Raw genomic sequence first — 24094 nt, 5'->3', positions numbered from 1 at the left:
CGTGTCATGATCGAGATACTGAAGACAGATGATGGCACGCTCAGGCGCCTTGATGCGGTCGAGTCCGGTTGCTGGGTCAATGCGTGCGTTCCCAGCAGCCAGGAGGTTAAATGGCTCGCCGATAACCTGGGCATAGATGGCGATTTCATCGATGCCATGCTCGACCGCGACGAGATTTCGCGTATCGACAAGAACGAGGATGCCAGCCAGGCGCTTGTCGTCGTCGACTATCCCGCTGCCGAGGATTTGGATGACAAGGCGAATCCGAATCTCGAGCAGTTCGATACCCAGCCCATCTCCATTCTCCTCATCGAGAATCCGAGTGTCGTGGTCACTTTGACCAATGCCCCGTGCTCCATCGTGGAAAAGCTCAAGAATGACAGGAAATTACCCATCGCCACGGGCAAGCGCACGCGTTTTCTGCTCGATGTTCTTCTCGAGGTGTCGCAAAGCTACATCGATGCCCTGCGCGTGCTCGAGAAGCAGACCATGGCCCTCGAACGCAAGATGCGAAAGAAGCAGAACAACGAGGGGCTTATGAGCATGCTGGGTATCGAGAAGTCGCTGCTCTACATGTCGACGTCCCTCAAGAGTTCCGCTCCCACGCTTCAGGCCATCAAGAACGGGCAGTTCGTGAAGCTTTTCGAGGAGGACGAAGAGCTGCTCAATGACGTGATCGTCGAGTATCGGCAGGCATCCGAGATGTGCTCGATTTACACCGATGTCATCACCAGGGCGATGGATGCCTTCTCGGGAGTCGTCAGCAACAACGTCAATGCCTCCATGGGCGTGCTCACCACCATCACGCTTCTGCTATCGATTCCGACCGTGGTATTCAGCTTCTACGGTATGAACACCAACCTGCTGCCCATGAGCGATTCGTGGGTGTTTCCCATGCTGCTCTCGGTCGCCCTGGCGGCCGTTGCCGTCGTCGTGCTGTTGCGCTGGAGGAGGTAGCGCAGGACGGACATCCGAACGGGCATCTCGAACAGACCCGCGATGGGGGCGATGCGATCTTGCGAGGACTGTTTGAGCACGCGAACTATGCGTGCGAGTTCCGCAGCAGCATCGCCCCCATCACGGGCCGGGTGTGAGAGCAAGCCCGTGCGGATGCCCGTCCTGCGCCGGTGAAGTAATTATTGTCTCGAACCGCCGAAGAAGTACGTGAATGGCGTGTCGGCGACCATGTCGATATCGAACGCGCCTTGCCAGATACGCAGCGCCTCGCGGGCGGGAAGCAGGTCGCTCGTGACGTCATGTGGCACGTTGGCGTGATGTGCGTTGAGTGTGGCGCGGCTCATGCCGTGCGCGACGAGGAATCTTCCACCGGGCACGAGCAGGGATGCGGTCGCTTCGACGAGCGCTTCCTTGTCGAGGATATGCGGATAGGCGTTGTAGATGACCACCGTGTCGAAGAGCCCGTCGCTCGTGTAGTCGAGGATGTCGCGGCATTCGAAGCGCAGGCGTTCTTCGGGAACGGCCGCAAAGGTGTCGCGGGCGCAGTCGAGCATCTTCTCCGAAAGGTCGAGGGCCACGATGGACGATGCCCCCAGCTCGAGATAGGCGCGTTCCATGATGCCCGTGCCGCAGCCGACATCGAGCACGCGCGAACCTTCGTGGACGCCAGCGAGTTGGGCAATCATGAGGTGCTTGGTTCCGGCTGGCTCGGCCTGTTCGTTCCAGTTCGCGGCGCGCTCGTCGAAGTAGACGCCGATCTTGCCGATGCTCATGACATCATCCCCTTATCCAGTGGCACGACGAGGAAGCCGTCGCCGTGGGCGACTAGCTCGACGGGCACGTCGTAGACGTCCTCGATCGTCTCCTTGGTCATCACCTCGGGACCTCCACTTGCGAGCACCTTGCCATCCTTGAGCAGGCAGAAACGGTCGCAGTAGCGCAGGGCGAGGTTTATGTCGTGCATGACGGCCGCGCATGCGATGTCGTGCTCGTGGGCGGCGTTTCTGACAAGGTGCATGACCTCGACCTGATTTGCCATGTCGAGGTTGTTTGTCGGCTCGTCGAGCAGCAGGACATCGGTTTCCTGCACGAGCGCGCGTCCGATGACGACCTTCTGGTGCTCGCCGCCCGAGAGCTCGTCCAGGTAGCGCAGGGCGAGCGGCCCGAGGCCTAGCTCGTCGATGACGCGGTCGACGATGGTGAAGTCCTCTTCGCTAGGCGCGGCCTTGATGTGGGGCTTCCTGCCGAGCAAAAGCGCATCGTAGACGGTGACGCCATGCGCATGGGAGTGCTGGGCGACGAGTGCGATCTTGCGCGCGCGCTCTTCGCGGGTGTAGCTGGCGATATCCTCACCAGCCAGCGTGACGGTGCCACGTTGTGGGCGAATGATGTCGTCGAGACAGGAGAGCAGCGTTGTCTTGCCACAGCCGTTGACGCCAAGTATGGCGAGAAACGACCCGGGTAGTATCTGTGCGCTCACCTTCTCGAGGGTCTGGCCGGAGCCAGGGTATGCGAAGGCGATTTCGTTGGCTTCGAGGACGGTGCCGCGGGCTATGTGCGTATCCATGCTCATCGGTGCGCTCCCCTCATGAGCAGGTACAGGAAGAGGGGCGCGCCCACGAAGGAGGTGATGGCGCTGATGGGCAACACGACGCCGACGAGTGCCATGCGTGCGATGATGTCGGAAAGCAACAGGATGCCTGCGCCGGCAAGCGCCGAGGCGACGAGCAGATAGCGGTAATCGCTGCCGATGAAGCGTCGCATAATGTGCGGGGCGACGAGGCCGATGAAGTTGATGGTGCCGCAAAACGCGATGACCGATGATGCGGCAAAGGCACCGACTATCATGCCGAGTAAACGTGTGCGCCGTACGTTGAGTCCCAGGCCATGGGCCGTGCCCTCACCCGACTCCATTGCGTTGAAATTCCAACGGTTGCAATAGAAAAAGACGAAGCTGGCCGCGGCGATGACGGCCATGATGGCGATTTCGCGATACGAGGCGCGTCCGAGGTCACCGAAAGTCCAGAAGACGACGGCGGCAACCTGCGTATCCTCGGCGAAGTACTGGATGAGGGCTGTCGCGCCCGTGAACAGCGCCGAAAGGGCCACGCCGGCAAGCACGATGCTCTCGGGCGTCATGTCGCGAAAGCGCGAGAGCGCGAGGATGGCGATGGTCGAGGCCATGGCGCCGAGGAAGGCGCAGACGACGGTGAGATAGGGGTTGCTGGCCCCCAGGCCCTCATAGGCCACGCTTGACGATCCGACACCCAGGACGATGATGGCGATGGAGGCGCCAAAAGCCGCTCCCTGGGAGATACCAAGCGTGCTCGCGGAAGCGAGGGGGTTGCGCAGCACGCTCTGAAACGCGCAGCCTGCGAGGGCAAGGGCTATGCCACCAACGATGGCGGTGAGTATTCTCGGCATGCGCAGGTTCCACACGACGATGAGGGCGTGTTCGTCGCCCTGTCCGAAGAGTGCGGCCAGCACGTCGAGAGGGGAGAGACTCGCCGTTCCGAGCATGATCGAGACGAAGACGAGCACGAGAAGGATGACGACGAGCGTCACGATGACAAGGCGCTTGTACCTTGTGTATCCGCGATATTGCTCGCGATATGAGGATGGTGCCTGCGCGGCATGTGCCATCTTCAGGTCTTCGGGATTCATCTTCGCCTCGTCTCGGTTACGTGCGGATAAGCTAGAAGCTGATCTTGCCGAATCTGAGACCGGCGGCCGTCAGCTGGTCATAGCAATTCGTGCCGAGCATGGTGTCGAGGATCTCGCGGTACATGTTCTCGAGGTCGACGTCTGCGAAGGCATCGGGATAGACGGTGGCCGCATCGAAGTAGGCATCGCAGATAGCAATCTCGATATTGGTACCGTTCATGTTGTAGGAGGGCTGGGTGTAGAGATTGTCCGTCTGGAAGGCCGTGAGATTGTCGAAGAACGCCTGGTTATCAGCATAGTCCTTCTTCATAAGCTCCATGTTGCCGGCGTTGAGGAACATGAAATCCGGGTTCCACTCGCCAAGCTGCTCGAGCGTGATCTCGACGGAGCCGGATTCGACCGTCCCATCGGCAACGTTGTCGATGTGCGCGGCGACGAACGGCGGATACTGGGCATAGGTGCCGCCGAAGCTCTTGGCGCCCTTGTAGTTCACGGCGCCGGCATAGCAGCTCGGCTTGTCCGCATCGGGGATGTTCGCGGTGCGGCTATCGAGGTCGGCCTGCCAGCCGTTCATCTTGTCGATGACCTGTTGCGCGTGCTCGGTGGTGCCGAGGACATCGCCGACGACTTGGATGGATTCGAAGACGTTCTCCGTGAACATTTGATCCTGATAGCTGATGCCGATGACGGGGATGTTGAGCTGGCTTTGCAGCTCGTCGCATTCCTGGGCAGAGCGGCTCGAGATGATGACATCGGGCTTGAGCTCAAGTAGCGCTTCGCCATCTACGCTTGTCTCCATGAGATGATTGCCGTTGGAAGTCGTGGGAAGCTCTGCCAGGACTTGCTCCCAGGCCACGGTATAGGGACGGGCCAGGGTTGCCGGCTTATCCATCTCCGTCACGGCGACGAGCTTGTCGGTGCCTCCGGCATAGGCGACGAAACGCGCGGCGCTACCGACGGTGGCGCAGGTCTGGACATCAGCTGGTATGGTTACGTTACGACCATAAGCATCGGTTACGATGCGGGTCGAATCAGAATCTGAAAACGCTGCAGATGAGCAGCCGGCAAAGGCAAGCAGCAGCGCGATGCAGGTGCACAGGGCGATGAGCAGGCGTTTGGCTTTCACAGAAGGACTCCTCTCTGTCCAAGTTGTGGATGCTAACGATAGAGCAATGCGGATGTAGCAGTGTTACGAATTCCGTATTCGGCACACTATCATGGATAAATGGTGTTACGAATATACAATGCTTCACATTTTGTGAAATACGATGTACACCAAACCATTCCTCTGCCAGAAGTGTTCAATAAATCAATATATAGTATGAAATTGAACATAACTCTGATACCATTGCCTTATCCGGGCGAAATGCCCATGCGAAATCTGAGAGGACGTATGGTGGCAACAGATGAGAAGAGCGCAGGAGATCTGACGCGTAACCAGTTCTCCGTCTTGCAGAGCCTCACGCGGAAGCCGCTTGGTTCCCAGCGTTCGATTGCCGAGTGCACGGGGCTTTCTGTGGGAACGGTGAATGCCGCGGCACGTCAGCTGATCGAGCGTGGCGATCTCGACAAGACGGCTTCCGAGGGCTTGCAAGTGACGGAGCAAGGCATCGCGGCACTCGAGCCGTATCGTGTCGACAACGCGGTCATTCTGGCTGCGGGGCTCTCGACGCGCTTCGCGCCCATCTCTTACGAGAAGCCCAAGGGGCTGCTCCGCGTGCGCGACGAGGTGCTCATCGAGCGCCAGATTCGCCAGCTCAAGGAGGCCGGTATCGACGACATCACCGTCGTCGTGGGCTACAAGAAGGAGTACTTCTTCTACCTGGAAGAGCTCTTCGACGTGCGCATCGTCGTGAACGAACACTACGCGAAGCGAAACAACCACTCGTCTCTCATGGCGGTGCTCGACAAGCTCGGACGCACTTATGTCTGTTCGTCGGATAACTACTTCGTCGACAATCCCTTCGAATCGCATGTCTACGGCGCCTATTACGCGACGCAGTACGCGCAGGATGCAACCGACGAGTGGTGCGTGCATCTGGGTGCCAGGAATCGCATCGTGGGCGTGACCATTGGCGGTGCGGATTCGCAGATCATGCTCGGGCATGTGTTCTTCGACGAGCCGTTCTCGCAGCGCATGGCCCAGATCATCCGCGATGAATGGGACTTACCCGCCACGACGGATAAGCTGTGGGAGAACCTGTTCATCGACCACATCGACGAGCTGTACATGGTCGCGCGGCCCTATCCCGCCGAGATGATTCACGAATTCGATGCGCTTGACGATTTGCGCGAATTCGATCCGCATTTCATCGAGAACGTCGATTCGCTCGCCTTCGACAACATCGTGTCGGCACTTGGCTGCAAGAAGACGGACATCTGCGACGTGTATCCGCTCAAGCAAGGCCTCACGAACCTCTCGTGCCATGTGCGCGTGGGCGACGCCGAGTACGTGTACCGGCATCCCGGTGTGGGAACCGAGAACCTCATCGACCGGCACGCCGAGCTCGCTGGCCTTCACATCGCCCACGAGCTGGGTCTTGATAACACCTTCATTACCGGTGACCCCCAGACGGGGTGGAAGATATCGCACTTCGTGGCCGACTGCACCCAGCTCGACCCGCATGACGCCGCCCAGACCAAGCGCGCGATGCAGATGGCACGCTCCCTGCACGAGTCGGGCGCGACGCTCGAGCGGCAATTCGACTTCTATGCCGAGTCCAAGCGCTACGAGGAGCTGCTGCGTGCGCGTGAGGGCGTCATCGACGTTCCGGGCTTTGCCGAGATGGCGGAGTGCATGCAGCGCCTGCATGAGTTCGTCGAGGCCGACGAGACGTATAGCTGCCTGTGCCACAACGACTTCTTCTACCTGAACTTCCTGGTTGGCGCCGATGACGAGATGTCGCTCATCGACTGGGAGTATGCGGGCATGTCGGATTACGCGAGTGACTTTGGCACGTACACTGTATGCTGCGAGCTCTCGGTCGAGGAGGCAGAGCAGGCGTTGGCGTATTACTTCGGCCGCGCGCCCAGCTTCGAGGAGTTGCGCCACAACTTCGCGTATGTGGCGTTTGCCGGCTGGTGCTGGTACGTCTGGTCGCTCATGAAGGAGGCCGAAGGCGATGTCGTGGGCGAGTGGCTCTACATCTACTACCGGTACGCGAAAAGGTATCTGAACATGGTTTTGCCCTGGTACGAGAGGGGGGAGCGCGTCTAGCGCTCCGGTAGGGCACGAGGAGGAAATAGAATGGGTGCGTTCAACAAGGTGAAGTACGGCTTGACGAGCGGTGTGCTCTGGGGACTCGACACGGTCATCCTCGGCATCGCGCTCACCATGTCGCCGTATATCGGCACGCTCGAGGCGTTTGCGTTTGCCGCGATTGCGTCTTCGGCCCTGCATGACATCTTCTGCGCGATATGGCTCGCGCTCTACATGGGCGTGCGAGGTCGTCTCAAGGACACCTGGGCGGCGTTGCGCACACGCAGCGGCAAGGTGGTCATCCTCGGCGCGCTTCTGGGCGGACCCATCGGCATGACGGGCTACGTGATCGCGATCAACAACATCGGCGCGGGCTATACGGCCATCATCTCGGCCTTCTATCCGGCAGTGGGCGCGATCCTGGCCTTCATCATCCTGAAGGAGCGCATGAGCGCACGGCAGCTTGTGGCGTTTGCCTGCGCACTCGGCGGCATCGTGGCCATGGGCGTGCTGTCCTTGACCGATGCCGAGACGGCGGGCGATCCCGTGCTCGGCCTCGTGGGCGCTGCTGCCTGCGTGCTCGGATGGGGAAGCGAGGCGGTGCTGTGCGGCTGGGGCATGCGCGATGACGCCGTCGACAACGAGACGGCGCTTCAGATTCGCGAGACCACGAGCGCGCTCGTCTATGCCATCATCGTGCTTCCCGCGTTTGGCGCCTGGGCGTTCACGGCAGGTGCCATCCCGTCGCTGGCCACGGGCGTTGTCGCCCTAGCTGCTCTGGCGGGCACGACCTCGTACCTCTTCTACTACAAGTCCATCAGCTCGCCGCTGGGGGCTGCCAAGTCCATGGCGCTCAACATCAGCTATTCGGCATGGGCGGTGCTGTTCGCGTTCGTCTTGCAGGGTACGGTGCCCACGATTGCGTCGATCGTGTGCTGCGTCGTCATCCTCGGCGGTACGATCCTCGCCGCGAGTGATTGGAACGAGCTCTTCGGCCGTGGGGCAAGTCAAGTAGACGAGGCGTAAGGGCGCGCGCTGAGAGGCCGCTACTTCTCTGGCGCGAGCTTATCGGCGATATTGCTCATCGCGCTCGCGGCAAAGCCGAGCGTACCATCCGCGTATTGCGAGAGCGCCTTGACGAAGGAGCGCACGGCCGTGAGCAGGACCGTGCGGTCGGCGCGGTCGACCTTGCGCGATGCCTCGAGCAGAAGCGAAAGTCCCTTCGATCCCCCGTTGAGTATCTCGACGGGGTTTTCCGCACCCGAGGCCTGGACGGCCTTGAAGAACGCGTCCACGATCTGCTCGCGCTGTTCGTCGTCATAGTCAGATAGCCACGCATGCAACGTCTTGGCCGTGACCTGCGTTGCCTTGGGCAGGGAGGGCAGGTAGACGAAGTCGGTCAGCTCGTCGTTGACCTGCCAGGTAAACGCGCTGTGCTGGTCGAGCCCGCTGGCATTGCTTTTCGCCACGTGGACGGGCGCTTCGGATTCGAGCATGATGCCGACGAGCGATTCCTCGGGGACGACCTTCGTGAGTTTGCCTGCTAGTGGGGCGTAATCCGCTTGCGTGAAGGTGCCCGCCTTGAATCCGGGACCATCGAGGTTGTAGACGCATTCGATGCGCTCCTGTACGTCGGTCGAGCAGCGAAGTGCCGCGTATTCGGCAAGATTGCCGCCCTTGGAATGGCCGATGACATAGAGTTTTTCGGGCAGGTGCGTCTGGTTGGCGACGGTCTCGAGGTACTCCACCGCGAGATCCTGCGCGGGGACGGGCATCGTGAAGGCCATGTTGAAGTCCTCGCGCCATCCGATGGTCGAGGTGTCGGTTCCACGGAAAGACACGCAGGTGAACATGTCCTTGTAGACGAAGGTCATGGCGCCAAACTGGGTTTGCCGCATCGTGTCGAAGACGGCGTGGTAGTTGAGTGCCGTCATGTCGCGAAAGCGCGGACTGGCCGCTATGCCGAGCAACGCGCCCGCAGCCTTCGCCGGATCGAGCAGGTTGGAGAACATGACCGGATAGTGTTCGGCCTGGAGCATCTGCGAGAAGATGACACCGCGCGTACGAGGTTTGAGCAATGCGTGCAGTCCCCTCTGGTTCACGTCATCGGGAAGCAGTGGCATGACGTCCTTGGCGTGGATCATGGCGATTTGCGAGAGCACGGTAGCGTCGAGCGTGCAGAAGGGCATTCTCTCGAACGGGGCGAACTGCTCTGCGAGGTAATCTGTCATGTACGGCATGGTCGTAACCTTTTCCTACGCGGGATTGACGTGAATCATGACGTGCTTGACCTCGGGGAAGGCATGCTCGATATCGTCGTGGACGCGCTCGGCGATGGCATGGGCATCCGTTAGCTGCATCGATCCGTCTATTGCAATCTCCATGTCGACGTATACCTTGTCACCGAACATGCGCGTGCGCAGCACGTCGATGCGCTCTACCTGGTCTTCACTATCGACGAGCCCGCGGATCTCTTTCTCGAATTGCGGACCGCATGAGGTGTCGATCATCTTCTTCAGGGCGTCGTAGATGATCGAGATGCCCTGCTTGAGGATGAACAGGCAGATGACGACGCTGGCGATGGGATCGAGTACGGGGTAGCCGAGCATTGACCCGCCGACGCCAATGAGCGCACCGACCGAGCTCATCGCATCGGAGCGATGATGCCAGGCGTCTGCCTCGAAGGCCGATGAGCGAATGGCGCGCGCCCAGTGACGCGTGTACCAGAACATGCCTTCCTTGACGGCGATGGAGACGATGGCGGCGATGAGGGCAATCATGCCGGGGATGGGCAGGCTTTCGTAGTTGCCCGCGATGATCTTCTCGAGGCCGACCCAGCCGATGCCAATACCCGTCACCAGCAGAATGAGGCCGAGCGCAATGGCGGCAAGGCTCTCGATGCGCTCGTGCCCGTAGGGGTGCGATGCGTCTGCGGCGCGTCGCCCGAACTTGACGCCGAGGAAGGCGATGAAGGTCGCGAAGACGTCAGAGAGCGAGTGGACGGCGTCGGAAACCATGGCGCTCGAATTGCCAATGATGCCCGCGAAGAACTTGAACGCCGATAGAAAGACGTTGCCGACGATACCCACAAGCGAGAGCTTGCGGATGACCTTGTCCTCGTCGAGTTTCGGGTTGTTTGCGTCTGCTGTCATGTATCCTCGTCGTCTTTGTGCGCGTTTACAACAAGCCCCCGGTTTTTCCGGGGGCTGTAATGATACCGTTCCTATGCATCAGTTTCCTTGGGCTTATCAACCCGATTTTTTCGGGCCACTCCGTATTGGATGACGAAGACGACGACGATGATCGCGATGCCGATGATATCCGTGATCGACTCGGGAATCATGAGCGCGAGGCCGCCGGCGATAAGGACGATGCGCAGGAGCATGGGTATTCGCTCGAACAGGTTGCCATTGAGGCCGGCGGCAATGCCGAAGAGGCCCACAAGCGACGTGATGATGGGGATGATGATCTCCCACCAATTGCTCATCCCATCAAGCAACATGATGGGATTGAACGCGAAGATGTAGGGAACGATGAAGGCTGCGATGGCGATCTTGCTTGCCGTGAAAGCCGTCTTCATCGGATTTGACTTGGCGATGGCGCTGCCCGCATATGCCGCCAGCGCGACAGGCGGCGTGATGTCGGCCACGATGCCGAAGTAGAAGACGAAGAAGTGCGCAGCCACGGCCGGGATTCCGAGTTGGATGAGAATCGGGGCGCAGGTGGAGGCCATGATGCAGTAGTTTGCCGTGGTGGGGACGCCCATGCCGAGGATGATGCAGCACAGCATGGTGAGCACGAGGCCAACCATGGTCGCGTCACCGGCGAAATTGACGATGGCGTTGATGAGCGTGCCTGCGAGGCCCGTGACGGTGATGCAGCCAGCGATGAGACCGGCCATTGCGCAGGCGACGGCCACGGAGACGCAGCTGCGAGCGCCGGCGATGAGCGCGTCGTAGCCTGTGGCCAGTGCCACCTTGAGCGAGTCGACGAAGACGCTGCCAACGGTCTGGTCCTCGGAACGCTCCTTGACGCCGGTCACGAAGAAGTTGATGAAGCCGATGACGAAGGCGCCGACAATCGAGATGGCGGCCGAGACGGCCATGGTGCGTGCGCCCGAGGCGACGAGCCAGACGAGCAGCACGAGCGGGATGACGAGGTAGCAGTTCTTGGCGAGGTAGCTCCACTTGGGAAGCTCCTTGCGCGGAATGCCCTTGAGCTGGAGCTTCTTGGCCTCGAGATGCACGGCAAGGAAGATGCCCGTGAAGTAGAGCAGGGCGGGGATGATGGCCTTGGCGGCAACCTCGATGTAGGGAATGCCCATGTACTCGGCCATGAGGAATGCGGCAGCGCCCATGATGGGGGGCATGATCTGACCGCCTGTCGACGATGCCGCCTCGACGGCACCGGCAAACTCGGGCCGATAGCCGGTCTTCTTCATCATGGGGATGGTGACGGAACCCGTCGTGACGGTATTGCCGACGGACGAGCCGCTCACCATGCCGCACAGGGCACTCGAGATGACGGCGACCTTGGCGGCGCCACCGCTCGACCAGCCAGCGAGACGATTGGCGAACGAGATGAAGAAGCCCGCGATGCCCGTGCGCTCGAGGAAGGCACCGAAGATGATGAAGAGCACGATGTAGGTGTAGCAAACGTTGATGGGCGTGCCGATGATGCCGTTTGTCGTGTAGAACATGCGATAGACGACGGTGCGCAAGGCGAGCATGAGGTCCATGCCGCGATCAACGACAAAGAAGTAGAACGCGTAGATGAGCAACGCGCCTACCACGAAGATGATGGGAAGGCCGACACTGCGGCGGCAAAGCTCGGCGACGATGAGAACGCCCACGATGCCGATGATGACCATGACTTCGTCGATGCGCGTGCCGAGTTTGATGATGGGCAACGCGTTGAACGCGAAGTAAAAGAAGCAGGCCGCTCCGATGATCATGAGCAAGATGTCATACCAGGGGATGTAGTTGGTGCGAACCTTCTTCTTGTTGGCGGGGTATACGAGAAAGCCGATGACGACGATGCAGCCGAGGAAGAGCGTAAGCCTAACCTCGGGAAGCGCCGTGCTGAACAAGGTCATGCCGATGCAATAGACCGAGAAGATGGCCATGATGGCCCTGACGATAATCTTGGGGACACCTTCCCAGATGCGCGTGTTTGACTCGCGGTCGAACTTGCGCAGAATCTGCTCGGCCTCGTCGCTCTCGACGGGGGCCGTGTCCTTGTCCATGATGATGTCCGCGCCCTCTTCGGTCGCGATGCCGGTCTCGATTTCCTCGCCGATGAGGTCGGAGTCCTCAATGGCCTTGAAACTGCCGGTTTTGGTCTGGTCTGGGGCGTCGGGATGGGGTTCGAGATCTACGACGGTCTCGCGAACATCGACGTCTTGCTGCGCAGTGGGCGGCACGCCGGTTTTCTTCCTCTGTATCCTTCTCTTGACCCTATCGACCATAGTTTCCCCTCAAAACGCGCCGAAGCCATGATGGAAGGCAGGTGCACCCCTCGCGTCATGGCTTCGACCTAACTCAAAACGCTTGATGATCTAGAAGATCATCACCTCAAAACTACTTCGTGGGAACAGTGATGTTCTTCTCTGCAAAGTACTTCGCGGCACCGGGATGATACGGAACGCTGGCAACGGACGCGCCCTTCTCGAGGCTAATCTCGGCATACTTGGCGTGATTCTCGATGAGGTCGGGAGCGTTGTCGAAGATGTCAGCCGTGAGGGCGTAGACATCCTCCTCGGAGACAGCGTTGTCGACGATGATGACGGCGTCAACACCGACGGTGACGACATCATTGGTCTGACCAGCGTAGGTGCCAGCAGGAATGACGGCCTCGGAGTAGAAGTTGTTCTCGGCGATCAGCTGCTGAATGTGTGCCTGGTCAAGGGAGATCAGGTACGCGGTCTTGGTGGTGGACAGGTCGGTGATGGCGGTGGTGGGAGCGCCGGCGACGATGAAGGCAGCATCAATCTTGCCGTCCTTGAGGGCGTCAGCAGAATCGCCGAAGCTCTGATAGGTCGGGTTGATGTCACTCTCGCTGAGGCCGTAGGCGCCCAGGATGTCGATGGCATTGAAGTACACACCCGAGCCTGCAGCACCGATGGAGACGTTCTTGCCTGCGAGGTCTGCAACAGAGGTGATGCTGGGATCGCAAGTCACGATCTGGACCTGCTCCTGATACAGGGCGCCGAGCGTGGAGAAGGTGGTGACGGGCTTGCCCTCGAACAGGTTGGTGCCGTCATAGGCGTATGCCATGACGTCGGACTGGGCGAAGCCGAGCTCGGCAGTGCCGTCCTCGAGCTCCTGGATGTTAGCCTGCGAGCCGCCGCTCGAGGCAGCCGTGACGCTAACATCGGTGTTGTTGGTCGCATGCTGGGCGATGACGGAGCCGAAGGCGTAGTAGGTGCCCGACTCGCCGCCGGTCACGAAACGCAGGCTGCCGCCGTTGTCTGCGCTGGAGCTAGCGCTCGAGTTGCCGGAGCCGCCGCATCCAACCAGGGCAAACGAAAGTGCCATGGCCAAGGCGAGAACGCCTACGATGGAGACAAGCCCCTTCTTCTTCATTTTCACGTTAAACTCTCCTCTTCCCTCCGGGGACAAATCATGCATGATTCGGGCATACATGAGAAACTCTATGCATTATATCTGCAATCTTGTGGATGAAATGTTTCATTAAAGAAACAGATTACAGTTTGGTGGCGGGAAAAGGGCGATTAGCCCCCGCGCTTCCTGTCTCGCTTTATCGTTTTAGACGTATAATTACGCCAGCGTATGTTGTCGAGGCGATGATAAGGACGGGGAGCCATCATGTCGAAGAATATCCTGCTTGTTCATGCGAGCCCGCGCGAAGGCGGGAACTCGAGCATACTTGCCGATTGGTTCGAACGCGGTGCGCTCGAGGCGGGCAATGAGGTCACGCGCATTAGCGTTGGGCATGCGAAGATCTCGGGTTGCATGGCCTGCGAGTACTGTTTTTCGCACGACGGGGAGTGCGTGCAGAAAGACGACATGCAGAAGTTCTACCCGCTGCTGCACGAGGCGGATGTGATCGTGTACGCGACACCCATGTATTTCTACAACTTCCCTGCGCAGCTGCGTGCCTTCCAGGACCGCATGTTCTGCGGAATTGGCAAGCCCTTTGGCATTACGCAGACCGCGTTGCTGCTGTGCTTCGAGGACAAGGACGAGACTACCTGCGAACCTGCGGTCAACAGCTATCGTGTGGCGGCTAACTACTGCAAGCAGGAAAACCTTGGCGAAGTCATCATCAATAACGTGTACGAAAAGGGTGCCATCGAGGGAAACCCCGGCCTGCAGAAGGCCTATGAGCTCGGCTTGAGCATCAAGTAGACGAGGAGCGACGATGAGCGAGAGGTCTGCGTCCATATTGGTTGTCGCAAACCCGGCTGCCGGCAATGGCACGGGAACGCAGGCTGCACGTCGTGCCATGGGCGAGATGGAAGCGGCCATTGCCCGCGGGAAGACAAGCGCGACCTTTGCGGATGCCGAGGTCGATGCGGCCTTTCTCAGCTCGCCCGAGCAAACGCGCGACGTTGTCGAGAAATCGGGCGGCATCCGTGCGGTCATCGCGATTGGCGGTGATGGCCTTGCGCACCTCGTCGTGAACGCGCTCATGAGCATCCCTGCCGAGGAACGCCCCGCATTTGGCATCATCGCCGCCGGCACAGGCAACGATTATGCACGCGCGCTCGGGCTGCCCCTCGACGTGCGGAAGTGCACGCAGGCGGTGTTGCATGCCAGCCCACGGCTCGTGGATGTGGGACTCTGCAACGATATCTATTTCGCCGAGACGCTTTCCTTTGGGTTGGATGCAGCCATCGCGCTCGATACGGTCAAGCGGCGCGCCGAGACCGGCAGGTCGGATGCGGGCGTGTATGTTTCGAGCGGTATCGACCAGCTGCGCCACAATCTTGTCGACCGTCACTATCGCGCCGACTTCGATGGCAAGCAGGTCGAGGGGCAAAGCATCACCTTTGCCGTGCAGATCGGCCCATATTACGGCGGTGGCTTCAAGATTTGCCCCGAGGCGACGCTCGACGACGGCACGCTCGACATCTGCATATCGCATCCGCCTGCAGGCGTCGCTCGTGCGATATACATTTTCATGCGAGCCAAAAACGGCAAGCACGTGGGTATGAAGCCCATGGAGTTTTTGCGCGCTCATCATGCGATCATCGACTTTGACGAGGAGCCGCCTTGCCAGATTGACGGCGAGCCCTTGCACGCGACGCATTTCGACATCAGCTGCGAGCACCAGGCCCTTCGCGTGCTCGCGTAAAGGGCAGGTCGCGCGCGGAAAGGCCGGGTCGTGCGCGAGAAGGCCAGGTACAAGGCCCCGTGCCTGAGAGGCCCTGGCAGCGTTTTGCGTTTGGGGCACATTCTGCAGGCGTGAGTGGCGATGTTTTGCGTCTGGGGCACATTCTGCAAGCGTGAGTGGCGATGTTTTTCGTTTGGGGCACCTCGCACCGGCCACAAACGTATGTTTTCGACAATATCGGGCTGATTTTGTTCGACTTGGGGCATTCCGCGCTCCCCAAACGCGTTTCTTCGCCAGCCGTCACCTCGAAACGTGCCCCAAACGTATGTTTTCGGCGCAGCGAGTCCTTATTGTCGATTGCGGATATGCTGATGTGCCAGGCGGGGATAAATGAACAGGCCATTCGTCCTGCTTTTTGCGAGTGAAGGCGCCCCCTGTCATTTCGAGCGGAATAGGGGCCCCTGTCATTTCGAGCGGAGGCGCGTAGCGCCGTAGTGGAGAAATCTCGCCCTTACAGCAGCGTCGCATTCAACAGCACGGGATTGTGGTCGGTGAACTCGAAGCCGGCATCGATGGTCGTGAGCGCGTCGATGCGGACGTTATCCGAGACGATGAACCCATCGATCATGTAGAACTGGAAGTTGGCTGACCCGTCGTAGGGCCGGTCGAGCGAGCGGCAGGTGGGTGTCGTGTTGTCCATGGCCGCGGTGAAGCCGTCACCCAGCGAACTCACGTCGATGTAGCCGCATTGCCACAGATCATCGCCTTGCAACGGGTACATACTCGTGTCCACGTTCGAGAAGCTCTGGTTGAAGTCGCCGCCGGCGATGACGTAGTTGCCCTTCGCGCGCTCCTCCTGCAACAGCTGGGCGAGCTGCGCCGTCTGCGCCGCCTTGCCCTCGCCATCGTCGTAGGCCTCGAGATGCAGGTTTACGAGTACGAGCTCGGCGTCACTGTCTGTGATGGGGATGCGCTCGACGAGCAGGCAGCGCTTGAGGTTGCCGAGGCGCACGGGCCAGGAGAACGGACAGGGGAGCTGCACGCGCTCGGCGCTGGTCGGCTGCATGCGCGAGAGCGTCATGATGCCGCTTTCGACGGCGCCGATGGGCGGCAGGGGATAGGGAACGTAGGCCACGTCGAAGTTGAGGGCATAGGCTGATGCGTATTCGGGGGCAAACGCCGTGGCAAGCCGGGCACGCTCGTTGATGCCGTAGGTGCGCTCGGAGTCCTGATCAACTTCCTGGAGGAAGATGACGTCGGGATCGAGGGCGGCGAGTTCGTCTTCGATGCCGGCGAGGTTTGCCAGGACGCCATCATGCGAGATGGTGCGCACGCCATTGCCGCCGTCCATGAAGAAATCGGCCTGCTCGGAGAGACCACCATAGCCCGCATTCCAGGTGACGACGCTGACGCTTTGTCCGGACTCGAGCGTTTCTCGGGCCGTGCCGTGAATCTCGACCTCCTGCATGACGGGCGGATTGTATTCCGTGACGGTGAGGAAGGCGACCAATGCGAGGATGAAGACGACGAGTATCGCGACGATGATGCCGATGACCTTCCCCGTCTTGCGGGCGATGGATGCTGCCATGATGGTCCGCCTTTCGTGTGTCGTGTGCACCTGCTCATTCTATACTGTGCGAGATGGGGTTGCATTATCCTGTCATTTCGACCGGAGGTGCCTGACGGCTGCCCACCTGTCATATCGACCGGAGGCGCGATGACGCCCCTTTTGTCATTTCGACCGGAGGCGCGTAGCGCCGGAGTGGAGAAATCCATGCCGAGATCTCTCGACTTCGCTCACTTCGTTCCGCTTCGCTCGATATGACAGGAGGAATGCCAGACCTGGCAGGAAAATGAGACAAACGGGACAGGTACATCTGTCTCATTCCCAGGGCCAGAGTAGGAGAGAGTAGTTATGAGCGTTCAGACCACGCTGTGTTACATAGACGACGGAAACGCCTACCTCATGCTGCATCGCGTGAAGAAGGAGCATGACGTAAACAAGGGCAAGTGGATCGGCATCGGTGGCAAGTTCGAGGCCGACGAAAGCCCCGAGGAATGCATGATGCGCGAGGTGCGCGAAGAGACCGGTCTGACGCCGCATGCGTGGCGCTACCGCGGCATCGTCACCTTCGTGTCCGGTCGCTGGGTGACGGAATACATGCATCTTTTCACAATCACGGGCTGGACGGGCACGGTACGGAGCTGTAACGAGGGCATATTAGAATGGGTGCCCAAAGACGAGCTCCTGGACCTACCGCATTGGAAGGGCGACGAGGTCTTCCTCAAGCTCATCGCCGACCCCGAGCAGCCCTTCTTCTCGCTCAAGCTCGTTTACGACGCAAATGACGAACTCGTCGAAGCACGCCTGGATGGCGAGCCTCTCGACCTCATAGATTGGAACTGGACATGAACGTTATCAACATGAAGCGCGACCACGTGGTGCGTGCCACCGCCGCCGACGGGACCATCCGCGCCTTTGCCGTGTACTCGCGTGGGCTCGTGGAGGACGCGCGACGCATGCACGAGCTGTCGCGCACGGCCACGGCCGCCTTGGGCCGCACGCTCACAGCCGCCGTCATGATGGGCACGATGATGAAGGGCGACAAGGATGCGCTCTCCATCGTCTTCAATGGCGATGGATCGCTGGGCAATATCACCGTGACGGCCAAATCGGACGGAAGCGTCAAGGGGTATGTGGGCAATCCACAGGCCTCGCTTCCCTCCAAGGTGGGCGAGAAGCTCCGCGTGGGCGAGGTCGTGGGCAAGGGCACGCTGCGGATCATTTATGACCTGGCGATGCGCGAGCCTTACAGCGGTGTCGTCGAAATCCAATCCGGCGAGATTGCCGATGACATCGCGTATTACCTCACGTCAAGCGACCAGATTCCCTCGGCGGTTTCGCTGGGCGTGCTGCTCAACGAGGACAGCTCCGTGCGCGAGGCGGGCGGCTTCATCGTTCAGCTTATGGACGGAGCGACCGACGAGACGGCTGCGCTGCTCGAGGAGCGCGTCGCGGCTCTGCCCTCGATGACGACGATGCTCACGGAGGGCGAGACGCCCGAGAGCATACTCGAGCGCTTGCTCGGTGACATGGACTTGCAGATTCTCGAGGACGGCCCGGTGGAGTTTCGCTGCGATTGTACGCGCGAGCGCACGCTCAAGCTACTTTCGCTCGTGAGTGCCGACGAGCTGCAGGACATGGTCGACGAGGGCGAGGACGTGGAGATGGTCTGCGCGTTCTGCAACAGCAAGTACCAGTACAGCCCCGAGGAGATTGCAGGGCTGATGGAGGAGTGAGCGGGCAGCTCCGTCATTCCGACCGGAGACGTGTGGTGCTCTTCTGTCATTTCGAGCGCAGGCGTACGGCTTCCCCTGTCGTTTCGAGCGAAGCGAACGCAGTGAGCGGAGTCGAGAAATCTCACCACCTTATTCTTCTGGCATTCACCACTCCAGGCATACTCAAAGACGTGTTTTTCCTTATCGGCGTTTCTCTAAAGGGGTGGACGCGGGCGGCGGGGGAGAAGGTCACCGAAGAGTCGGCGCTTGCCGTGAACGAGATATCGTGGGCATGCCTCTCGCAAATTCAGGGAATGAGCATCGTGCTGAACCTTGGCTTTGCCGAGCACCTGGAGGCGAGTGCGCTGCGTTCGAAGAATCCGGATTACGAAGACAACCTGCTTTTGGCTACGGCTCAAAACGCCAAGGTGGATTACATCATCACGAAAGGTAAAGGCTTGCTTGCAAACGACGTGGTGTCGGCCATCACTCCGGCGGAGTATGTGGCGATGAGAGGATAGTCCATCTCCATAATGCATCTTCCCATGACATGATAAAATAATGATAATATTTGACTATGGAGGTGCGTCATGAATATTCGCCCTGTTTCTGATTTGCGCAATCGCTATTCCGATGTTGAAAATGACGTTACCAAGAACGGCCCTGTCTTCTTGACCAAGAATGGCTATGGCTCCATGGTCGTCATGAGCATCGAGCAGTTCGAGTATCTCAATGGTGGAATCGAGACTGCCCTTGATGCGGCCGACCTTCAGGCTGCGTCCACTCATCAACGCTATACGCACGACGAGGTGTTCGGCTCCATCAGAAGGGGACTCGAAGATGTCAGAACGGCATGAGGGCTACGAGCTTCGATATCTTCCGATCTTCTGGGACGATTTAAATGGTGCCGTGACGTATATCAAGGATGTGCTGCATGCACCCGAAGCCGCACGGCGTCTTATCGATGAAACGGAGCAAGCCATTCTGCAGCATTTGGGAAATCCGATGTCCGCTCCAGTTTACAAGACAACACGCAACAGGCCGTTACCGTACTATTGGTTTGGTGTTGGCAATTACATGGTGTTTTATGTGGTTGACGGCAACGTCATGGAGGTCCGTCGCTTTTTGTATGGCGCCCGCGACCTTACGAGAATGATTCCCTAAGGCACGACCGGGCATCTCTCTAATAGCACTTCTTGCAGGGCGAGTATCCTCGGCTCTGCGCCTCGCTCACGGAGAGTGCGGTCGTCCCCTTCATGTTGCTGCAGTTGGGATTAGAGTGGTACTTCTTTCCTTTGCCACTTGATGCGATGTATACGCTCTGACCACGTTCAGTGCCTCCCTGCGCCGTCACGCCGGAGTTTGCGTTGGGCTGCGAGGCTGCCTTTGCCGCCGCTTCTGCAGCGGCTTTTTCCTCGGCCTCTTGCTTGGCGGCTTTCTCGGCCGCCTTTCTTTGAGCTTCGGCGGCGTCCATGGCTGCCTGGTCAAGCTGGACGTTGAGCACGGCGTTGACATCGGATTCGCCACTGAAGTTCGCATCGACTGGACTGGCCGTGAAAAGACGATTGCCCTTTGCGGGATTTGCCGAGGCAAGGGCAATCACGTACGTGCCCGGTTTGAGGTCGGTATCGTACTTCGTGCCCGGTACGGCCTTGTACTGCTCGCTTACGCTCTTGCCTGTACTGTCGGTACCCTCAATCTTGACGACGAGGTTGCCGTCCGCTGCGGTGTCCCAAGTGCCGGCATTAACGGTGAAGGAAAGCTTTGAGGTGACGGTTTGCTTCGAGATGCTGCTCGTGCTGGCGGAAGGAGCATTCGATTGCGTATTCGGAGTAGAGCATGCCCCGCAGCATATGAGCAGAAGAATGACAACTAACGCAATGCCCGCCTTTTTATGCATCTTGAAAAAGGATTTCCCGCTTTTGCCCATGATATGCCTCCGCTCGCGCCCTATTTCTCGATGATACCCTTTGTCGTTTCCAGGCTGATGCTATCGCCGTCAGTCGTCATGGTGATTGTGCCCAGCTTGTCGGTGCGCAGCACCTCGGCACCCGTGCCCCCGAGCCTCCGTAGCGTCTCGTTGTCCGGATGTCCGTAACTGTTACTACCCACGGAGATAACTGCATATTCGGGAGTTACCTTGTTCAGAAACAAGCTGCTCGACGAGGTATTCGACCCATGATGCCCGACCTTCAGCACATCGACATCTATATCTGCTGGTCCATTCGTCATGAAGAACTCGCTCGTCTCGCCTGCGTCACCGGTGAATAGGAAGCTCTTGTTCCCGAGGACGATCTTGCACACGAGCGAATCGTCATTCGTGTCGAGCGTCCTTTTGACAGGCCCGACGAATTCCACGCGAGCTTGTCCAAGGTCGAAAGTATCGCCGAGATTTGGAATCGTGATGGGTGTATCACCCAGGTACTTGAGGATGCTGTTGAAGGTTTTCGTGTCGTGTTCGGAGACGGAACAATAGAAGGTTCCGCAGCGTGCGTAATTAAGCGCACCGGCGATACCACCGCAGTGGTCTGCATCGGGATGAGTCACGATGACATAGTCGAGATGCGTGATGCCAAGCCGCTTGAGGATCGCGTACAGCTTCGAGGAGGCATTCGAGGATCCGCCGTCAATCAACAGGGTCTTTCCACCGCAGGATATGAGAGCGCAATCTCCCTGGCCGACGTCGATGAAGCGCACCACAAGCTTGTCGGTGATGGCTGTCGTGGATGAGCTCGCGTCATCGGAGCCAGTTGCATCGACGTACTTTTCGGCGGGGATGCCGTCGAGCTTGACGGCCGGGACGCCGTCACTGGCGATGGGGATGTCAGCGTTGTGCGAAGTGTCCTCTGGCGTTGCGCAACCCGGCATCGCCAGTAGTGCCGCAGCGAGGGCAAGGGTGCCAAGGAGTGTTAGGAGATCTCTTCGTGGATTAACGCGCATAGACGTGCCCCATCAAGTCGGTATCGGGAGTGCGAAATGACTATAGCAGGCCGGTCTACATGCGTATGCTGTGTTGTCGCTGGTAGGGGCCAGCGCGGTGCTTGCCTCGGCGGAAATATCCTACAAGAACTAGGTAAATCCCCGCCGCCTCTCTACTCCCCAAACAGCGGGGTCGAGAAGTAGCGCTCGCCGGTGTCGGTAAGTACGGTCAGGACAGTCGCATCCGGGCCGAGTTCGTAGCCGAGCAACATCGCCGCGACGACATTCGTCCCACTCGAGATGCCGCAGAGCAGCCCCTCCTCGCGTGCGAGACGCTGGGCCATCATGATTGCCTCGTCATCGCTCACTACGCAGGTCGCATCGATGACGCTGCGGTCGAGGATGGCGGGGATGACGCCGTCGCCGATGCCCATTTGCAGATGCGTGCCGATGTTGCCGCCGGCCAGCATCGCGGCGTTTTCAGGCTCGGCTGCCCAGACGATGGTATCGGGATTCGCCTGCTTGAGCGCGCTACCAATGCCCGAGATGGAGCCGCCGGTGCCAAAGCCGCAGGCGAAGCCGTCGATGACGATGCCGGACTCGTTGACATCCTCGAGAATCTCCACGGCCGTCTGCGTGCGTTGGATGGCGACGTTGTCGACGTTCGAGAACTGGTCGGGCATGAAGGCGTTGGGATCTGCCGCCGCCTGCTCGCGGGCGAGCTCTGCGCAGGTTTCGATGGCTTTGCCGATGTCGCCGTCATCGTGCACGAGCTCGATCTGCGCGCCGTAGGCCTCACAGATCTTGCGACGCTCGACCGAGACCGAATCGGGCATGATGATGCGCACGTCGTAGCCGCGCACCGCGCCCACGAGAGCCAAGCCGATGCCCTGGTTGCCGCTCGTCGGCTCGATGATGGTGGTCTTGCCGGGCGCGATTTCGCCGCGCCGCTCGGCCTGGAGAATCATGTTGTACGCCGTACGCGTCTTGATTGAGCCGCCGACGTTGAGTGCTTCGAACTTCACGAGAATCTGCGCGCAGTTCTCGTCGGGAATATGCCGCAGACGGATGAGAGGCGTGTGTCCCATCGCCTCGAGCACGTTGTCGTAAACCATGAGCTCCTCTTACATCATGATGCCGCGCAGACGGCTTGCCGTGCGAATATCTCCGGAGATTATACGCGAAGGTGGTGTACCTGCCTCCAATGATGCCACCGAAGCGTTACGGTGAGAGTCGCGGAGGGCCTGCCGTGATACCATGTCAAGTTATCGCGCCAGGGGAGGGTGCGCCGAACAAGTGAGGGATGAGATGGCTCAACGCGATAGGTTTTCGAGCAACATCGGCTTTCTGCTGGTAAGTGCAGGTTGCGCAATCGGCCTGGGAAACGTCTGGCGCTTCCCCTACATCACGGGTGAGTACGGTGGCGCTGCCTTCATCATCCTCTACATTCTTTTTCTCATGCTCTTCGGCCTGCCCATGCTCTGCTTCGAGTACACGGTGGGTCGCGCAAGCCAGAAGTCCATTTCGCGCGCTTTCGACGTGCTTGAGCCTGCGGGTACCAAGTGGCACTTCATGCGCTGGGTGGGTTTCATCGGCAACTTCATGCTCATGATGTTCTATACCTGCGTGGCGGGCTGGATGCTCGACTACTTCATCAAGATGGCGTCCGGCGAGTTCAATGGCTTGGACACTGCCCAGGTAGGCGGCGTCTTCGAGACGATGCTCGCAAATCCCGGCGAGGTCGTGGTTTGGACGATCATCGTGTGCGTAATAGGCATGCTCATCTGCGGATTTGGCGTGAACAAGGGTGTCGAGCGTGTCACCAAGTTCATGATGTGCGCGTTGTTCGTGATCCTTCTCGTTCTCGTTGTTCGCGCTGTTACATTGCCGGGTGCCGAGGGCGGTCTGGCGTTTTACCTCATGCCGGATTTCTCCAAGATGTTCGCCAATGGTCCCGCGGGTTTCGCGGAGGTCGTCTACGCCGCGATGGGGCAGAGCTTCTTCACGCTCTCCATCGGCATTGGCTCCATGGAGATCTTCGGCAGCTATCTGGGCAAGGAGCGCCGTATCTTCGGGCAGGCGCTCTCCGTCGGCGTGCTCGATACCGTCATCGCGCTCATGGCCGGCCTCATCATCTTTCCTGCTTGCTTCGCTTTTGGCGTCGACCCGGGGAGCGGCCCGGGCCTCGTGTTCGTGACCTTGCCCAACGTGTTTGCGCAGATGTGGCTTGGGCAGCTCTGGGGCGCGCTCTTCTTCCTGTTCATGTCGTTTGCGGCGCTTTCCACGGTTGTCGCTGTGTTCGAGAACATCATCGCGATGTTCATGGATTACAAGGGTTGGGACCGCCTCAAGACCGTTCGCATTGCACTTGTGCTTATCACCATACTGTCGCTGCCGTGTGCTCTGGGCTTCAACGTTCTCTCTGGCGTGCAGGTTCCGGGCATCGGCGATATCCAGGGCATCGAGGACTTCATCGTCTCGAACAACCTGCTACCCCTTGGCTCGCTCGTGTTCCTGCTCTTTTGCACGCGCAAGTTTGGCTGGGGCTGGAAGAACTTCATCAAGGAAGTCGATACCGGCGAGGGCATGAAGTTTCCGCAATGGATGCATGGCTGGGTCAGCTATTGCATTCCGGTGCTCCTCGTTATCATTTTTATCATGGGTTGGATGCCGATTATCGGAGGCTGGCTGGGCATCTAGCACGCGCGGTATCTTCCGAGGCGGGTGCGTGTCTGCCTCGGCGAAGATGTTGCCAAGGATTCCCGGCGCTATGTGAGG

Annotated in this window: 23 protein-coding genes; 11 read left to right on the top strand and 12 right to left on the bottom strand. The window is 59.5% G+C overall.

Going from position 1 to position 24094, the window contains the following annotated elements:
* Positions 1-6: 6 nt before the first annotated feature.
* Positions 7-957, top strand: coding sequence for a magnesium transporter (locus tag DBY20_09210; protein PWL77527.1), 951 nt, complete (start codon positions 7-9; stop codon positions 955-957).
* A 179-nt stretch (positions 958-1136) separates the two neighbouring features.
* Here the strand turns inward: DBY20_09210 and DBY20_09205 are convergent, their stop codons facing one another.
* Genes DBY20_09205 through DBY20_09190 form a run of 4 tightly spaced genes read right to left on the bottom strand, consistent with a single transcriptional unit; the run spans position 1137 to position 4747 of the window.
* Positions 1137-1730: a class I SAM-dependent methyltransferase gene (locus DBY20_09205; protein PWL77526.1), complete on the bottom strand. Its 594-nt coding sequence runs from the start codon at positions 1728-1730 to the stop codon at positions 1137-1139.
* Positions 1727-2524, bottom strand: coding sequence for an iron ABC transporter ATP-binding protein (locus DBY20_09200; protein PWL77622.1), 798 nt, complete (start codon positions 2522-2524; stop codon positions 1727-1729). Before DBY20_09200 ends, DBY20_09205 begins: the two co-directional genes overlap by 4 nt.
* Before the next feature lie 2 nt (positions 2525-2526).
* Positions 2527-3600 (bottom strand): iron ABC transporter permease, encoded by a 1074-nt coding sequence (locus tag DBY20_09195; protein ID PWL77621.1) that lies wholly within the window; start codon positions 3598-3600, stop codon positions 2527-2529.
* A 52-nt stretch (positions 3601-3652) separates the two neighbouring features.
* Entirely contained in the window at positions 3653-4747 is a 1095-nt protein-coding gene (locus DBY20_09190) for an iron ABC transporter substrate-binding protein (protein PWL77525.1), read from the bottom strand.
* A 267-nt stretch (positions 4748-5014) separates the two neighbouring features.
* Here DBY20_09190 and DBY20_09185 point away from each other — a divergent pair, with 267 nt between their 5' ends.
* A complete protein-coding gene (locus DBY20_09185; protein PWL77524.1) occupies positions 5015-6838 on the top strand; it encodes a MarR family transcriptional regulator in 1824 nt (607 codons plus the stop codon).
* Between the two features lie 48 nt (positions 6839-6886).
* On the top strand, positions 6887-7846 hold the full coding sequence (locus tag DBY20_09180; GenBank protein PWL77620.1) for an EamA family transporter: 960 nt from the start codon (positions 6887-6889) through the stop codon (positions 7844-7846).
* A 20-nt stretch (positions 7847-7866) separates the two neighbouring features.
* Here the strand turns inward: DBY20_09180 and DBY20_09175 are convergent, their stop codons facing one another.
* The 4 genes from DBY20_09175 to DBY20_09160 all read right to left on the bottom strand — a co-directional run bounded on the left by DBY20_09175 (position 7867) and on the right by DBY20_09160 (position 13404).
* Positions 7867-9060 (bottom strand): hypothetical protein, encoded by a 1194-nt coding sequence (locus tag DBY20_09175; protein PWL77523.1) that lies wholly within the window; start codon positions 9058-9060, stop codon positions 7867-7869.
* A 15-nt stretch (positions 9061-9075) separates the two neighbouring features.
* The gene (locus DBY20_09170; GenBank protein ID PWL77522.1) at positions 9076-9972 is read right to left on the bottom strand and encodes a cation transporter; all 897 of its coding nucleotides are present in this window, start codon (positions 9970-9972) and stop codon (positions 9076-9078) included.
* Between the two features lie 71 nt (positions 9973-10043).
* A complete protein-coding gene (locus DBY20_09165) occupies positions 10044-12065 on the bottom strand; it encodes a C4-dicarboxylate ABC transporter (protein ID PWL77619.1) in 2022 nt (673 codons plus the stop codon).
* A gap of 334 nt (positions 12066-12399) precedes the next feature.
* Positions 12400-13404, bottom strand: a complete 1005-nt coding sequence (locus DBY20_09160) for a C4-dicarboxylate ABC transporter substrate-binding protein (protein ID PWL77521.1) — start codon at positions 13402-13404, stop codon at positions 12400-12402.
* A gap of 243 nt (positions 13405-13647) precedes the next feature.
* Between DBY20_09160 and DBY20_09155 the strand changes: the two genes are divergently transcribed.
* Together DBY20_09155 and DBY20_09150 are read left to right on the top strand one after the other, a co-directional pair.
* On the top strand, positions 13648-14190 hold the full coding sequence (locus DBY20_09155) for a flavodoxin family protein (protein PWL77520.1): 543 nt from the start codon (positions 13648-13650) through the stop codon (positions 14188-14190).
* A 13-nt stretch (positions 14191-14203) separates the two neighbouring features.
* Complete coding sequence (locus DBY20_09150) at positions 14204-15139, top strand: diacylglycerol kinase (protein ID PWL77519.1); 936 nt, start codon at positions 14204-14206, stop codon at positions 15137-15139.
* Between the two features lie 490 nt (positions 15140-15629).
* Here DBY20_09150 and DBY20_09145 read toward each other — a convergent pair whose 3' ends face one another.
* Entirely contained in the window at positions 15630-16694 is a 1065-nt protein-coding gene (locus DBY20_09145) for an endonuclease (GenBank protein PWL77618.1), read from the bottom strand.
* Between the two features lie 339 nt (positions 16695-17033).
* Here DBY20_09145 and DBY20_09140 point away from each other — a divergent pair, with 339 nt between their 5' ends.
* The 5 genes from DBY20_09140 (at position 17034) to DBY20_09120 (ending at position 19561) form a co-directional block, all read left to right on the top strand.
* Positions 17034-17531, top strand: coding sequence for a DNA mismatch repair protein MutT (locus tag DBY20_09140; GenBank protein ID PWL77518.1), 498 nt, complete (start codon positions 17034-17036; stop codon positions 17529-17531).
* A gap of 11 nt (positions 17532-17542) precedes the next feature.
* Entirely contained in the window at positions 17543-18418 is an 876-nt protein-coding gene (locus DBY20_09135; GenBank protein ID PWL77617.1) for an Hsp33 family molecular chaperone HslO, read from the top strand.
* Positions 18415-18918 (top strand): hypothetical protein, encoded by a 504-nt coding sequence (locus tag DBY20_09130; GenBank protein PWL77517.1) that lies wholly within the window; start codon positions 18415-18417, stop codon positions 18916-18918. The genes DBY20_09135 and DBY20_09130 overlap by 4 nt, the downstream gene beginning before the upstream one ends.
* Positions 18919-18987: 69 nt before the next feature.
* Positions 18988-19254 (top strand): prevent-host-death protein, encoded by a 267-nt coding sequence (locus DBY20_09125; protein ID PWL77516.1) that lies wholly within the window; start codon positions 18988-18990, stop codon positions 19252-19254.
* Entirely contained in the window at positions 19238-19561 is a 324-nt protein-coding gene (locus DBY20_09120; GenBank protein ID PWL77515.1) for a plasmid stabilization protein, read from the top strand. Before DBY20_09125 ends, DBY20_09120 begins: the two co-directional genes overlap by 17 nt.
* 19 nt (positions 19562-19580) lie before the next feature.
* Here DBY20_09120 and DBY20_09115 read toward each other — a convergent pair whose 3' ends face one another.
* The 3 genes from DBY20_09115 to DBY20_09105 all read right to left on the bottom strand — a co-directional run bounded on the left by DBY20_09115 (position 19581) and on the right by DBY20_09105 (position 22431).
* Positions 19581-20327, bottom strand: coding sequence for a hypothetical protein (locus tag DBY20_09115; protein ID PWL77514.1), 747 nt, complete (start codon positions 20325-20327; stop codon positions 19581-19583).
* Between the two features lie 20 nt (positions 20328-20347).
* Positions 20348-21337, bottom strand: coding sequence for a hypothetical protein (locus tag DBY20_09110; protein PWL77513.1), 990 nt, complete (start codon positions 21335-21337; stop codon positions 20348-20350).
* Positions 21338-21489: 152 nt separating this feature from the next.
* Entirely contained in the window at positions 21490-22431 is a 942-nt protein-coding gene (locus DBY20_09105; GenBank protein PWL77512.1) for a cysteine synthase A, read from the bottom strand.
* Positions 22432-22624: 193 nt separating this feature from the next.
* Here DBY20_09105 and DBY20_09100 point away from each other — a divergent pair, with 193 nt between their 5' ends.
* Positions 22625-24016 (top strand): sodium-dependent transporter, encoded by a 1392-nt coding sequence (locus DBY20_09100; GenBank protein PWL77511.1) that lies wholly within the window; start codon positions 22625-22627, stop codon positions 24014-24016.
* Positions 24017-24094: the final 78 nt, after the last annotated feature.

It is taken from the genome of Coriobacteriia bacterium, from assembly GCA_003149935.1.
Lineage (GTDB): Bacteria > Actinomycetota > Coriobacteriia > Coriobacteriales > QAMH01 > QAMH01.
The sequence above is the reverse complement of the archived record's forward strand: the minus strand, read 5'-3'. Positions and strand labels throughout refer to the sequence as shown.